At 66.8% G+C, this 13,499-nt stretch carries 14 protein-coding genes, 1 other RNA gene, 1 pseudogene and 2 riboswitches; of the genes and pseudogenes, 10 read left to right on the forward strand and 6 right to left on the reverse strand.

What is annotated here, in order from left to right; all coding sequences use genetic code 11:
• Positions 1 to 135: 135 nt before the first annotated feature.
• The 6 genes from ffs to F792_RS0109355 all read left to right on the forward strand — a co-directional run bounded on the left by ffs (position 136) and on the right by F792_RS0109355 (position 4,358).
• Positions 136 to 232: signal recognition particle sRNA small type (gene ffs / locus F792_RS14630), an RNA gene on the forward strand.
• A gap of 86 nt (positions 233 to 318) precedes the next feature.
• Entirely contained in the window at positions 319 to 2,163 is a 1,845-nt protein-coding gene (dnaX, locus tag F792_RS0109335) for a DNA polymerase III subunit gamma/tau (protein ID WP_018169362.1), read from the forward strand.
• Positions 2,164 to 2,214: 51 nt separating this feature from the next.
• Complete coding sequence (locus tag F792_RS0109340) at positions 2,215 to 2,541, forward strand: YbaB/EbfC family nucleoid-associated protein (RefSeq protein ID WP_018146146.1); 327 nt, start codon at positions 2,215 to 2,217, stop codon at positions 2,539 to 2,541.
• 22 nt (positions 2,542 to 2,563) lie between these two features.
• A complete protein-coding gene (gene recR / locus F792_RS0109345) occupies positions 2,564 to 3,154 on the forward strand; it encodes a recombination mediator RecR (protein WP_018146145.1) in 591 nt (196 codons plus the stop codon).
• A gap of 34 nt (positions 3,155 to 3,188) precedes the next feature.
• Positions 3,189 to 3,533: a histidine triad nucleotide-binding protein gene (locus tag F792_RS0109350; RefSeq protein WP_018169363.1), complete on the forward strand. Its 345-nt coding sequence runs from the start codon at positions 3,189 to 3,191 to the stop codon at positions 3,531 to 3,533.
• Positions 3,534 to 3,563: 30 nt separating this feature from the next.
• Positions 3,564 to 4,358, forward strand: coding sequence for a hypothetical protein (locus F792_RS0109355; RefSeq protein WP_018169364.1), 795 nt, complete (start codon positions 3,564 to 3,566; stop codon positions 4,356 to 4,358).
• Positions 4,359 to 4,669: 311 nt separating this feature from the next.
• On the opposite strand, the gene rsgA is transcribed toward F792_RS0109355, so the two are convergent.
• Genes rsgA through F792_RS0109370 form a run of 3 tightly spaced genes read right to left on the reverse strand, consistent with a single transcriptional unit; the run spans position 4,670 to position 6,236 of the window.
• Positions 4,670 to 5,566 carry a ribosome small subunit-dependent GTPase A gene (gene rsgA, locus F792_RS0109360; protein ID WP_018169365.1) on the reverse strand — a complete coding sequence of 299 codons (897 nt, stop codon included), beginning with the start codon at positions 5,564 to 5,566 and terminating at the stop codon, positions 4,670 to 4,672.
• Positions 5,567 to 5,587: 21 nt separating this feature from the next.
• The gene (locus F792_RS0109365) at positions 5,588 to 5,923 is read right to left on the reverse strand and encodes a 4a-hydroxytetrahydrobiopterin dehydratase (protein WP_018169366.1); all 336 of its coding nucleotides are present in this window, start codon (positions 5,921 to 5,923) and stop codon (positions 5,588 to 5,590) included.
• Complete coding sequence (locus F792_RS0109370) at positions 5,916 to 6,236, reverse strand: cytochrome c (RefSeq protein WP_018169367.1); 321 nt, start codon at positions 6,234 to 6,236, stop codon at positions 5,916 to 5,918. Before F792_RS0109370 ends, F792_RS0109365 begins: the two co-directional genes overlap by 8 nt.
• A 128-nt stretch (positions 6,237 to 6,364) precedes the next feature.
• On the opposite strand from F792_RS0109370, the gene orn reads away from it, so the two are divergent.
• On the forward strand, positions 6,365 to 6,928 hold the full coding sequence (orn, locus tag F792_RS0109375) for an oligoribonuclease (RefSeq protein ID WP_018169368.1): 564 nt from the start codon (positions 6,365 to 6,367) through the stop codon (positions 6,926 to 6,928).
• A gap of 314 nt (positions 6,929 to 7,242) precedes the next feature.
• On the opposite strand, the pseudogene F792_RS15005 reads toward orn, so the two are convergent.
• From F792_RS15005 to F792_RS0109385, 3 genes and pseudogenes are all read right to left on the reverse strand, one after another.
• A pseudogene (locus F792_RS15005) lies at positions 7,243 to 7,449 on the reverse strand (hypothetical protein).
• A gap of 442 nt (positions 7,450 to 7,891) precedes the next feature.
• Entirely contained in the window at positions 7,892 to 8,725 is an 834-nt protein-coding gene (nadC, locus tag F792_RS0109380; RefSeq protein ID WP_018169369.1) for a carboxylating nicotinate-nucleotide diphosphorylase, read from the reverse strand.
• A 64-nt stretch (positions 8,726 to 8,789) separates the two neighbouring features.
• Complete coding sequence (locus F792_RS0109385) at positions 8,790 to 10,181, reverse strand: sodium:alanine symporter family protein (RefSeq protein WP_018169370.1); 1,392 nt, start codon at positions 10,179 to 10,181, stop codon at positions 8,790 to 8,792.
• A 158-nt stretch (positions 10,182 to 10,339) separates the two neighbouring features.
• On the opposite strand from F792_RS0109385, the gene F792_RS0109390 reads away from it, so the two are divergent.
• The 3 genes from F792_RS0109390 (at position 10,340) to gcvH (ending at position 13,495) form a co-directional block, all read left to right on the forward strand.
• Complete coding sequence (locus tag F792_RS0109390) at positions 10,340 to 11,260, forward strand: ZIP family metal transporter (RefSeq protein WP_018169371.1); 921 nt, start codon at positions 10,340 to 10,342, stop codon at positions 11,258 to 11,260.
• Between the two features lie 328 nt (positions 11,261 to 11,588).
• Positions 11,589 to 11,690, forward strand: a riboswitch (glycine riboswitch).
• A 1-nt stretch (position 11,691) separates the two neighbouring features.
• Positions 11,692 to 11,803, forward strand: a riboswitch (glycine riboswitch).
• A gap of 120 nt (positions 11,804 to 11,923) precedes the next feature.
• On the forward strand, positions 11,924 to 13,027 hold the full coding sequence (gene gcvT, locus F792_RS0109395; protein WP_018169372.1) for a glycine cleavage system aminomethyltransferase GcvT: 1,104 nt from the start codon (positions 11,924 to 11,926) through the stop codon (positions 13,025 to 13,027).
• A 75-nt stretch (positions 13,028 to 13,102) separates the two neighbouring features.
• Positions 13,103 to 13,495 carry a glycine cleavage system protein GcvH gene (gene gcvH / locus F792_RS0109400; RefSeq protein ID WP_018169373.1) on the forward strand — a complete coding sequence of 131 codons (393 nt, stop codon included), beginning with the start codon at positions 13,103 to 13,105 and terminating at the stop codon, positions 13,493 to 13,495.
• Positions 13,496 to 13,499: the final 4 nt, after the last annotated feature.

Consider the following 13,499-nt stretch of genomic DNA (forward strand, 5'->3'; position numbering starts at 1 on the left):
TACGGTTGTTAGTTTCGGGCTATCGTCAGTTCCGGCCCTTTGTGGCGTCTCAAGGTTGACGCGTCCGCCGGAAATGCGGAAGCTTGCCGCCCGGATTCGGAAAGCCCGAATCGCGGTCCGCGTTATGGTGGTCCGTATCAGTCCCCTCGCGACGACAGGTTGTGAACCCCGCCAGGCCCGGAAGGGAGCAACGGTAGCAGCTGCGTCGGGCGCCGGGGTGTGGCGGGTGCGGGCCACCACCCTTTTCCTTGCGGCCCAGATTCCTGCGGTGATTGCCCCGCACCCGGGCACGCAACAGACTCCACTGACGGGGGAGGCATGAGTCACCAGGTTCTGGCCCGCAAGTGGCGCCCCTCGCGCTTCGAGGACCTGGTCGGGCAGCCGCATGTGGTGCGCGCCCTGGCCAATGCCCTGAGCGGCGAACGCCTGCACCACGCCTACCTGTTTGCCGGTACCCGCGGGGTGGGCAAGACCTCCATTGCCCGGATTCTTGCGCGCTGTCTCAATTGCGAGACCGGTGTGACGGCCACGCCCTGCGGCGAGTGCCGTTCCTGCGTGGAGATCGCCGAGGGTCGCCACCTCGACTTGATCGAAGTGGATGCCGCCTCGCGCACCCGGGTGGACGATACCCGCGAGCTGCTGGACAACGTTTCCTATGCCCCGACCACCGGGCGCTTCAAGGTGTACCTGATCGACGAGGTACACATGCTCTCGGAGAAGAGCTTCAACGCCCTGTTGAAGACCCTGGAGGAGCCGCCGGAACACGTGAAGTTCCTGCTGGCGACGACCGATCCGCAGAAGCTGCCGGTCACCGTGCTGTCGCGCTGCCTGCAGTTCAACCTGAAACCGATGCCGCCGGCGATGATCGCCGAGCACCTGACCCGGATCCTGGCCGCCGAAGGCGTCGAGGCGGAGCCGGGTGCCCTGCTGCGTCTGGGCGAGGCGGCCGAGGGCTCGATGCGCGATGCCCTGAGTCTGACCGACCAGGCGATTGCCTATGGCGGCGACCGCCTGAGCGAATCCGACGCCTGCGACATGCTTGGATTGCTCCCGCGCACGCGACTGGCCGCGCTGCTGGATGCGGTGTTTGCCGGGGACGGCCCGGCCCTGCTGGCGGGCCTGGCGGAGCTGGAGACGCTGGGACCCGACTGGTCGCGCCTGCTGGACGAGCTCGCCGCGCTGGTGCACCAAGTGGCGGTGCAGCAGGTGGCCGGTGCCACACCGGCGGCGGGCGAGGAGGCGCTGGTCTGGGCACACGAGGCCGCCGGCCGGGTCGACCCGGAAACGATTCAGCTGACCTATCAGATCCTGATCCACGGGGTGCGTGATCTGCCCTACGCGCCGGACGCGCGCATGGGCGTGGAGATGACCTTGCTGCGCCTGCTGGCCTTTCGCCCGGAGCCAGCCCCGGGGTCTGGGGAGGACGAGGGCCAGGCCGAACGCCGGCCGGCCACGGTGCGCGGGGAAGCGTCTGCGCCGCGCGCCGCGCCCTCCCGTAATGCCGCACCCGCGGTGCAACCCGCTGCAGTCGAACCGGCCATGCCGAAATCGGCCGCGCAGGCGGCCTCGCGCAGCGGTGAAAACTCGCCGCCGCCCCGCGAGCGGGTGAGCGAGCCGCCACCTCCGCGGGAGGCACCCACACCGCCGGTGCACGCCGATGAGCCCACGCACCGGGAGTCGTCGCCGCGACAGGCCACGCCGGCGGCGTCTTCGACTGCGGAACCGGTCGCACCCGCCGTGGCCGCAGACGGGATGTTCGACTGGCATCGTTTTGCCGAGGGTCTGCCCATGGGGACGGTGCGCGAACTCGCCCTGCACGCGGAGCTGCGCAAGCATGACCAGGAGTGCGTGGTGATTGCGGTGGCTCCGGGTACGTTATGTACCGACCGGGCCAGGACCCGCCTGAAGGAAGCGCTGGAGAAGACGCTGGGGCACTCCCTTCGCCTGGAGATTGTCAACCAGTCCGAACCGTCGGAGACGACACCCGCGGCGCGGCTTGCGGCGGCCTCGGCAGAGCGTCAGGCTAGCGCCGAGACGACCATGCGCGAGGACCCGGTGGTCCAGGCCCTGGGCCTGGAATTTGGCGCCGAACTGGGCGCGGTGCGCATTCGCGAAACCAACGAAGACAACTCCGCGGGCGACGCGTCGTCGGCCCCGCGCTAACCCGTCGAGTACGGACAAACCCGCCTTTGTGCGGGGCAGGAGATCGAACCGATGATGAAAGGTGGCATGGGTGGCCTGATGAAGCAGGCCCAGAAGATGCAGGAAGACATGCAGAAGGTGCAGGCCGAGCTGGCCGAGATGGAGATCGAGGGCCAGGCCGGCGGCGGGCTGGTCAGCGTGGTGTTGACCGGCAAGTACGCCGCGCGCCGCGTGAAGATCGACCCCAGCCTGTTCGACGATGATCGCGACATGCTCGAAGACCTGGTGGCCGCCGCGATCAACGATGCGGTGCAGAAGGTCGAGTCCACCACGCAGGAGCGCATGGGCAGCCTGACCGAGGGCATGGGCCTGCCGGCCGGCATGAAGCTGCCGTTCTGAACCGGCGGAGCGGGCGCGCCTGATGGAAGCGGAACTGGACGAGCTGGTCCAGGCGCTGCGCTGCCTCCCCGGGGTCGGGGCAAAGTCGGCGCGGCGTATGGCGCTGCACTTGCTGGAGCGCGACCGCGAGGGCGCGCGGCGCCTGTCGCGGGCGGTGGACGAGGCCGTGGCGCGCATCGGGCATTGCTCGGTATGCCGCACGCTGACCTCGGCCGAGACCTGTTCGCGCTGCGCGGACCCGGAGCGCGATTCGCGGGTGGTTTGCGTGGTAGAGAGCCCCGGCGACGTGCTGGCGATCGAGTCGGCCACGGATTTCGGCGGTCGCTTTCACGTTTTGCTGGGCCGGTTGTCGCCGCTGGACGGGATTGGCCCGGAGGAGCTGGGGCTCGACCGACTGGAGGCCCGCTTGCAGGCGGAGGGTGTGGAGGAGCTGATCCTGGCGACGAACACGTCGGTAGAGGGCGAGGTGACCGCGCATTACCTCGCGGAGATGGCCGCACGTCACGGGATTCGTACCACGCGTATCGCCCAGGGTATCCCCAGCGGCGGCGAGCTGGAGTACATCGATGCCGGCACCCTGGCGCATGCACTTTCGGGTCGGCGCGAATATTGATGCGTGGTAATATTTTGATATCAGGAGTAGCGGCATGACGGATTGCGTGTTCTGCAAGATCGTGGCGGGCGAGATCCCGGCCCGGGTGGTGTTCGAGGACGACGCGGTGCTGGCCTTCGAGGATCTGAACCCGCAGGCGCCCGAACATGTGCTGGTGATCCCGAAAACGCACATTGCCACGTTGAACGATTTGAGCGCTGCGGAGGCCCCGGTGATCGGGCAGATGGCCCGGGCCGCGGCGGAGATCGCACGCGATCGCGGATTTGCGGAGAACGGTTATCGAACCGTGATGAATTGCAACGACCACGGTGGGCAAACGGTCTACCATATACACATGCATGTCCTCGCTGGGCGTGCACTGAGCTGGCCCCCCGGCTAGCGGCCAAGAACGACAACACGGATTGCTGGTGTGACGCGACAAGGATCGAACGGTGCAGCCCTGAAGCGGCCGCAGGCACAATGCCTGCGGCCGCTTCGTGCGCGCGCGTGGCGCTCGGGCTGGTTCGTGGCTTCGCTGGTGGTTGCGGGTCTCGCACTGGGCACGGGCGCTGCCAGCGCCGCCGACCGTTACTCGTTGGTTACGCCACCCCAGACCCAGGGGATCGGTGGGGCGGGGGTGACGTTGCGCGACGAGCCGGAAACGGGTCGCGACACCGAATCGCGCTACCGCCTGTCGGTGCGCAGTACCGGCGATGCCTCGGCCCTGGACGAGGCCGACAATGCCTTAGGCGGGACACGCCTGTTCGAGGCGGTGGGTGGCTATCACCAGGAACTGGGTGGGGGCTTCGGTTACGGCCTGAATCTTGGGGTGGGCATGGAGACGCGTCCGGACTGGAACGAACTCGGGCCGGCCGGTGAGTCCACCGCGTACTTCACCGATTTCAGTTTCGGGCCGACCTTCGCCTCCGGGCGTTTCGACAGCCAGTTCCGGGTGGGCGTGCGCCAGCCCCTGTCCAGCGAGGATCGGGATCTGGGCTTCGGCTACGGTGATCGCAGTCGCGAGACGGGCCGCACCGCCGGTTACCTGAGCCTGGATGGCCGCCTGCGTCTGCAGAACCAGTCCGAGCTGTCCCTGAGCCTGTACTACGACGACTATTCGCTGAACTCCGCGGATAACTGGCTGGCCGATCGCCTCGAGTTTGAAGGCGTGAGCCGCGAGCCGGCCTCCTCGGTCATCGGCGTCGAGATGGGCCTGACCTTCTGATCCCGGTCCCCCCGGCCGCGACACCTGCCACACGTTCCGCCGCAACTCTCACTGCACGCCACCGTGCGGGCTCTCCGAGTTCGTCTGGTGCAACCACGACGTACACGAAGGCACGAAGAAGGGCCGGAAAAGCGATTCACAGGGCATTGGGAGGTTGGAAGAAATTCCGACTGGAATTCTCTGACTCGCACGGATCGTTGCGGGGCGCCACCGAACACGCGGTTTCCAATGCCTTTCTTCGTCCAGGCTTCCCCTTCCCGTTAATCGCTTTGTAACCCTGGGTGTTCTTCGTGTGCTTCGTCGAGGAAAAGTTACCCGCGCGCGCGGTTCTGGGCGGGGATCTCGGCGGCGAGGGCGTGCCAGGCCTGCAGGCGTGCGGCGGGGAGTTCGCCGGCCTCGATCGCGGCCAGTACCGCACAACCGGGCTCGCTCTGGTGGCGGCAGTCACGGAAGCGGCATTGATCACCGCGCTCCGCGATGTCCGGGAAGCCGCGCTCCAGGGTGTCCAGGGACGGGATTTCGGGCGTGAAATCGCGCACGCCGGGCGAGTCAATCCAGGCGCCGCCGTTGGCCAGTGGAAACCACTGGGCGGTGACCGTGGTGTGGCGTCCCTCGCCGGAGGCGGCCAGGTCGCCCGTGGTTGGCGCGATCGCGTCGACGATCCCGTACTGCTCGAGCAGCGCGGCGACCAGCGAGGACTTTCCGACACCGGACTGCCCGACCAGGATGTTGGTCTGGCCGGCCGCAGCCGCCGCCAGGTCGTCCAGTCCGAACCCGCTTTTGGCGCTGACGAATAGCGGATCCAGGTCCAGCTGGCGGTAGGCGTCCAGCCACTCGGGCCGGGCCGCGGGCCCCTCGTCCTGCTTGTTGATCAGCAGGCGGGGGCGGGCGGGCAGGTTGAGGATTGCCACCAGAAAGCGGTCGATCAGGTTGCGCGAGGGTGCCGGTTCCGGCGCGATCACAATCCACACGCAGTCGATATTGGCCGCGATGACCTTGCGCCGGCCGAAGCCGTCGCGACGCACGAGCACGTTGTTGCGATCCAGCTGGCGGGTCACCTCGTCGCCGGTGGCATCCAGCTCGACCAGGTCGCCGCAGGCGAGGTCGCGGAAGCGGCGGTGCAGGCGTAACCGACGCGGGGCCGCGTCGGGCCCCGCGATGTCGGCCATCTGGTTGTGGCGGGCGAAGACCCGGGCGATCCGCGTCAAGCCGGGGCTCCTTGTGGCTGCCTAGTCGAACAGGGCATCGACGCGCGCGGCACAGATAAAGTCATTCTCGCTCAGCCCGCCGATGGCATGGGTCGAGAACTCCACCGCACAGCGGTTGAAGCCGACCGCCATGTCGGGGTGATGATCCTCGCCATGCGCGATCCAGGCGACGGCGTTCACGAACGCCATGGTCTCGTGGAAGTTCTTGAACTTGAAGCTGCGCTGGATGCTCTTGCCGGTCTCGTCGATACCCCAGGCGTCGTGCAGCTGTCCCAGGGCGCGCTGGGCATCGTCCCGTGGCATCGGGTTGGTAAAGCCTTCGCAGGACTGGCAGTGCTTGGTCTTCAGATCAGTCATCGAACTGGTAGTACTCCGCGTTGAGGTAGGCGACCACGGCATTGACCTCGTCGTCGAACCAGTTGGTGCCGAGATTCACATTGCAGTTGTTAACCTGGGCCACCAGTTCGTCGTGCGAGCCGACCATGCGGTTCGATCGCGTGTAGAGGTCGGAGCCATCGCCTCCGACCATGTCGGCGTGACAGCTGATGCAGTTGTCGCTGTGCAGCTCCTGTCCCATGCGGATGTCATCCGCCAGCGCGATGTTTGCGCCGCCAAGGCTCAGGGCCAGCGCGGCAGTGCCGGCGGCAATACGTGCGTTGGTATGTCGCATTGTTCCCTCCTGATCACGGGGGTTGGAGTCCGGGGCCACAGGCCCCGCAACCATGATGATAGACTCCTGCGGCATATGAAAGGGCCGTGGTCGTCACACGACGGCCTCCCCGCGAAGGAGTACGCGACATGGCCGTGAATGCCGAAAACCTGATCTGGATCGATCTCGAGATGACCGGTCTGGAGCCGCAAACCGACCGGATCCTGGAGGTGGCGACCATCGTCACCGACAAGGACCTTAACATCCTGGCCGAAGGGCCAGTCATCGCCCTGTACCAGCCGGCCGAGGTGCTGGAGGGGATGGACGAATGGAACCAGCGCACCCATGGAACATCGGGGCTGATCGAACGGGTGCGCAACAGCTCGTCGGACACCCGCGATGCGGAGCAGGCGACCCTGGAGTTCCTGGCGCAGTATGTGCCGAAGGGGGCCTCGCCGATGTGTGGCAATTCCATCTGCCAGGACCGGCGCTTCATGGCGCGCCTGATGCCGGAGTTGGAGCAGTACTTCCACTACCGCAATCTGGATGTCTCCACCTTGAAGGAGCTGGCGCGACGCTGGGCGCCGGACGTGATCGCGCAGTTGCGCAAGAACGCGTCGCACCAGGCCATGCAGGATATCCGCGATTCCATCGACGAACTGCGCCTGTACCGCGAACGCTTCATCCAGATGCCGCCGGCGTCGCAGAACTAGCCTCCCGTCCTTCCAGGTCCCATGGTGCACTCGGGGTGTGTGCTGCGTGGCGCACAGGCCGGGCCCGGTTCTTCCTCGGGTGTTTACGGTGGGCTCTGTCCGGCGCCGACCCGAGAGGCTGGTCCCGGTTCATCCTCAGTGTTTACTTGCCTCTGGTCCGCCGCCTGCCACGCGCTCTCTCGCGAGCGCACCGCGAGGTACTTTCTTGCTTGCCCAAGAAAGTACCCAAAGAAGGGCACCCGGATTTCGCCCGGGAACCTTGCTCCAGGGCCCTCGGGCCGGCGGCGCTGAACTCGCTGCGCCTTCGGCTTCGCTCAGACATCCAGCGCCTTCTCCCGGCCCGAGAACCCTTCCGCAAGGGGCTCCATACGGGAGGAGAAAGTCAAAACCGACGCTACTCCGACATTCCTGCCCAGCCATAGGCACTGCCACCCGAACAGCCCCGGCGCCCGCTACGCGGGCGCGGCACGCAACGGCCAAAGGCCGAGCGTGCCGAAGATGTCCGAAAGCCTAGCCATCATCCATTAGCCATAGCGCCGGGATAGCCGTTGTTTGGACCTTCCTCCCCGTTGTCGTCGCGCCGAGTGGAGAGGCTTTTCGCGGGAGAAAAGGCGCTGGATGTCTGAGCGAAGCGCAGCGTAGCGAGTTCAGCGCCGCCCGCGAAAAGCCTCGGAGCGAGGGAAACCCCGGCCCGCACAGCGGGCCGGGGTCGCGGCAGTCGGGCGTGTTTCTTGGGTACTTCTTTGCACGAGCAAAGAAGTACCTCGCGGTGCGCTGGCGAGTCAGCGCGTGGCAGGCGGCTGGACGCAGCCACCGTAAACACCGGATGGCGAACCGTGGCCAGCCACAACCAGGCAGGCGGCGGACCGAAGCCATCCTAAACACCAGTGGATGAACCAGGCCCGGCCCCAGGCGGTGAACGGCGCGCAGTAATCGCCGGGATTGCAACGCGAAAGCCGCGGGCTAGTCCAGGCGCAGGGAGTAGTCGATGGCGTGGAGGTGCTTGGTCAGCGCGCCGACCGAGATGTAGTCCACGCCGGTGGCGGCGATGGCCGCAAGGGTATCCGGTGTGACCCCGCCGGAGGCCTCGGAGATCGCGCGGCCGCGAATGCGCTGCACGGCCGTGGCCAGATCTGCCATCGACAGCTCGTCGAGCATGATCACGTCGGCCCCGGCGGCCAGGGCCTGATCGACCTCGTCGAGGTTCTCCGTCTCGACCTCTACCCAGCGCCCGGCGCCCAGGGTACGGGCTCGTTCCACCGCGGCCGCGATGGAGCCGCAGGCGGCGATGTGGTTTTCCTTGATCAGCACGGCATCCCACAGGGCGAGGCGATGGTTGTGGCCCCCGCCGCAGCGCACGGCGTACTTCTGCCCGTGGCGCAGGCCCGGGAGGGTCTTGCGGGTATCGAGGATGCGGCTGTCCGTACCCTCCAGGCGGGCGACCCAGCGGGCGGTCTCGGTGGCCGTTCCGGAGAGGGTCTGGAGCAGGTTGAGGGCCGCGCGTTCGGCCGCCAGAACGGCCCGTGCGGGGCCTTCCAGGGTGGCGATCACGCGCGGTGCGTCGTCCACTTCCACGTGGGTGCCTTCGGCTACCTGCCAGTCGATCCGGGTCTCCGGCGCGAGGCTGGCGAACACCCGGTCGAACCAGGGCTGGCCACAAACGATCGCGCTTTCCTTCAATAGCAGCGTGGCGCGCGCCACCCGTTCAGCCGGGACCAGGGCGGCGGTCAGGTCGCCGTCGACACCATCGGGGCCCAGATCCTCCGCGAGGGCGCCTTCGACCTCGCGCACCAGCATGGCCGCGTCCGGACGTGCGGGGCCCTGTGCGAACGGGTCGGATGGACCGCCCGCAAAGCTGTGCTCATCCCTCATGGCGATCCGGCATCGGGCGATGCGCCACGTAGTCGTCGCGCAGCTTCTTGACCAGGCCGGCCAGCAGGATCAGCGCGATCAGGTTGGGTGCGGCCATCAGGATGTTGGCGATGTCGGAGAAGTTCCAGACCACGCCCAGCGGGATGGTCGCGCCGATCACGATGAGGATGACGAACACGACGCGGTAGGGCATCACCGCGCGTTCGCCGAACAGGAAGTAGGCCGAGCGGTCGCCGTAGTAGGACCAGGCGATCATGGTGGAGAAGGCGAACAGCATCAGGCTGATGCCGACTACCATGGCGCCGAACGGACCCAGCGTGGAGCTGAAGGCGGTGGCGGTCAGCGAGGCACCGACCACGTCGTCGGCGCGGTCGATATAGGCCCCGGTGACGACAATGGCCAGGCCGGTCAGGGTGCAGACCACGATGGTGTCGATGAACGGCTCGAGCATGGCCACCGAGCCCTCGCGCGGCGGGTCGCCGTTCTTGGCCGCGGCATGCGCCATGGCCGAGGAGCCCAGGCCCGCCTCGTTGGAGAACATGCCGCGCGCGACGCCGTACTGAATGGCGAGGCCGATGGCACCGCCGCCGGCGGCCCAGGGGTTGAGCGCGAGATTCAGGATGGTCCCGATCGCGGCCGGGACGGCCTCGATGTTGGCGGCGATCACCACGAAGGCGCCCAGCATGTAGATCACGGCCATGAACGGGACGATGGTCGAGGCGATCATGGCGATGCGCTTCACACCGCCGATGATCACCAGCGCCACCAGCACGGCCATGGTCAGGCCGATGATCAGGGCCATCCAGCCCATGATGTCGTCGTCGGCGCGCAGATCCGGCACGATGAAGGTCAGGCCGTCGACCACCGAGTTGGCCTGCACCATGTTGCCGATGCCGAACGAGGCGATCAGGGTGAAGACGGCGAACAGGATGGCCAGCTTCTTCATCTTGAGGCCGTGGAGCAGGGTGAACATTGGCCCGCCGGCGATGCTGCCGTCCGGGGCGATCTCGCGGTAGCGAACGGCCAGGGTGGTCTCGGCGAACTTGGTGGCCATGCCGAAGAAGGCCGTCACCCACATCCAGAACAGCGCCCCGGGGCCGCCCAGCGCGATGGCCGTGGCCACGCCGGCGATGTTCCCGGTACCGATGGTGCCGGACAGCGCGGTCGACAGCGCCTGGAATGGCGAGATCTGCCCGGTGCCGCCGCCGCGTCCATCTGACCCGCGCAGGGCGCGCCAGCCCTCGCGGAATGCGACGACCTGGACCAGCCCCAGGCGAATGGTGAGGTAGAGCCCGGTGCCCAGCAGCAGGATCAGGGTGAGCGGGTTGCCCCAAAGCAGGCCGGCGGTGTCGCCGAGGAACTGGTCGATGGTGTCGAGCATCGGTGGGTCCTTGTGGTCCGGAGCGGCTTTGGCTGAAAACTCTACCGCGCACAACGGGTGTTGACGATAGCTTTTGTCGAACCCGGCCATTGGGCGCGTCTGTGGAACGCCGCGATGGACCCTGTTTCAATGGCGGCTTCGACTCTCAAGGACGACGCATGACCGAACCCTCTCCCGCCGTTTCCGAGCCGGATCACGGCAAACCGGTACCCCGGATCTTCCTCGTCGGATCGCTGATCGCACTGGCGGTCTTCATCTGGCTGATCAGCCTGCTGTGGCCGATTCTGGAAGAGCGCATTGCCGATCTGAACACGCTGCAGATCGGCTTGCTGGCGAGTTTCGTCGCCGGTCTGATGACCGCGGTGGGGGCGATCCCGATCTTCTTCCTGCGCCGCATCAGCCAGTCGGTCGAGGATGCAATGATGGGTTTCGGCGCCGGGGTGATGCTGTCGGCCACGGCCTTCGAGCTGGTGCTGCCCTCGGTGGAGCAGGCGGAAGCGCAGTACGGCGGCGTGGGCATGGCCATTGTCGTGCTCGCGGTGGGGATCGGGCTGGGTGGCGGTGCATTGCTGGCGCTGCACAAGCTGGTGCCACACGAGCACTTCTTCATCGGGCCGCAAAGCGGTGCCGACCCGCAGAAGATCCGTCGCGTATGGTTGTTTATCTTTGCAATCGCACTGCACAACCTGCCGGAAGGCCTGGCGGTGGGGGTCGGCTTCGGCGGCGATGACGTGAGCGACGGGATTGCGCTGGCCATCGGGATCGGGCTGCAGAATATGCCCGAGGGGCTGGTGGTCGCCATCGCCCTGCTGTCGCTGGGCTACAGCAAGTGGGCGGCATTCGGGGTGACCTTGCTGACCGGGCTGGTGCAGCCGCTCGGCGGCCTGATCGGGGCCGGTGCGATCACGCTGATGGAGTTTCTGCTGCCCTGGGGGCTGGCGTTCGCGGCCGGCGCGATGCTGTTCGTGATCAGTCACGAGATCATCCCCGAGTCGCACCGCAAGGGCCACGAGGCTCAGGCCACGGTGGGGGTCCTGGTCGGCTTCGTCGTCCTCCTCGCGATCGACATGGCGTTGTAGGGCACCGCGCACAATGGTCGCCACTGGCACCGTCATTGCGAGGAGCCGAAGGCGACGCGGCACAAAAGCGCGCAGCGCGTTGAACGGCCGCAGGCCGGCCCGAAGGGCGAGCGCAGCGAGTAACCTCCGAAAGCTGGCAGAGCGTCAGCATCCGCTGGTTTCGTAAGGAGGTTGCTTCGTCGCTGCGCTCCTCGCAATGACGGGGCTTTCTGGATGTGTGAGGGGGCAGGCCGGGGCGTCGGAATAGTGGCGCGGCCCGTCCGGGCTTTCGCAGCGAGGGTATTTTGGTCTACAATTACTTTCGTCTGTGGGCGCCCGACAATGCCCGCACACCGTTCTGGAAGAGATCTGCGATCGCCAGTCGATTGGCAGACGCCGAAGGCGCAACATCCGCCCGGAATCGCTCAGGCTACAGGACCGGAACGGTGCAGGAGACACACTCTGGAGAGCGGCCGGAAACGGCCCACCGAAGGGGGCGGTCACGCAGTCCGACAACGGGCTGACGCGACGCAAACTCTCAGGTTTCAGGACAGAGGGGCGGCTGGCAGATTCATTCTGCCGGCCGCCCCTTTTTTTATGCCCGGAGCGCGGCGGCCGGGCCTCGCGGTTCCACCGGCGGATGCCGGCGAGCCGACCACGACACGCAAGCAAGGCGAGAACTAGATGACGACGTTGAAGACAACTCCGCTCCATGCCGCGCATCAGCGCGCGGGGGCCAAGCTGGTCGATTTCGCCGGTTGGGAGATGCCGCTGCATTACGGCTCCCAGATGGAGGAGCACAAGCGGGTGCGCGAATCCGCCGGCATGTTCGATGTCTCGCACATGCAGGTCGTGGATATCCACGGCCCGCAGGCCCAGGCCTTCCTGCGCTATCTGCTAGCCAACGACGTGGCCAAGCTGAAGACCGAGGGTCGCGCGCTGTACAGCTGCATGCTGAACGAGGCCGGCGGCGTGATCGACGACCTGATCATCTACTGGACCGGTGGCGATACCTACCGCGCGGTGGTCAATGCCGCGACGGCCGAGGGCGACATCGCTCACATGCAGGCGGTCGCGAAGGACTTCGACGTGAACGTGGAGCCGCGCCCGGAGTTCGCCCTGATTGCGATTCAGGGCCCGCAGGCGGTAGAGAAGACCCTGCCGCTGTTGCCGGCCGATCTGCGCAATGCGGGGGATCTCAAGCCGTTTTCCGCGGTCTGGAATGACAAGTGGTTTGTCGCCCGCACGGGCTACACCGGCGAAGACGGCTTCGAGGTGATGCTGCCGGCTGATGAGGCCGACGATCTCTGGGAAAAGCTGAAGGATGCCGGCGTGCACCCCATCGGCCTCGGCGCGCGCGACACCCTGCGCCTGGAGGCCGGCATGAATCTCTACGGCACGGACATGGACGACCAGACCAATCCGCTGACCGCCAACCTGGGCTGGACCATCGCGCTGAAGGATGCCGAGCGCGACTTCATCGGCCGCGCGCCGATCGAGCAGTCGAAGGCCGAGGGCGTGAAGGAACGCATGGTGGGGCTGGTGCTGGATGGTCGCGGGGTGCTGCGTGGCGGCACCCGCATCGAAACCGAGGCCGGCGACGGCGTGGTCACCTCCGGCAGTTTCGCGCCCAGTCTGGGCGTGTCGGTCGCGTTCGCGCGTATCCCGGCCGGGGTCGAGGCCGAGCAGCTGCACGCGGACATCCGCGGCCGCAAGCTGCCGGTGCGCGTGGTCAAGCCGGTGTTCGTCCGCAACGGCGAGCCGCAGATCGATCTGCCGAAAAACTGAAGCGAGGATTGCCTCATCCCGCGTGCACCGGACTACACTGCGCAGGCGGGATCTAACAAGCAAAAGGAAGATGTCATGAGCGAAGCACCGAAGGACCTGAAGTACACCAAAAGCCACGAGTGGGTGCGCAGCGAGGCTGACGGCAGCGTGACCGTGGGCATTACCGATCACGCGCAGGAACTGCTGGGCGATCTGGTGTTTGTCGAGGCCCCGGAAGCGGGCAGCACCATCGAGGCCGGCACGGCTTGCGCCACCGTGGAATCGGTCAAGGCCGCCTCGGATATCTATGCGCCGATCTCCGGTGAGGTGACCGCGGTCAACGAGGACCTGGCCGACAGCCCCGAGAAGGTCAACGAGTCGCCCTTCGAGGATGGCTGGCTGTTCAAGGTGGAGCCGTCCGATGCCGGCCAGCTGGATGCGCTGATGGACGCGGATGCCTATACCGCGCACGTCGAGGCGGAATCCTGAGCGT

The sequence above is a fragment of the Thioalkalivibrio sp. ALMg9 genome (assembly GCF_000380625.1).
GTDB classification, from domain to species: Bacteria; Pseudomonadota; Gammaproteobacteria; order Ectothiorhodospirales; family Ectothiorhodospiraceae; genus Thioalkalivibrio; species Thioalkalivibrio versutus.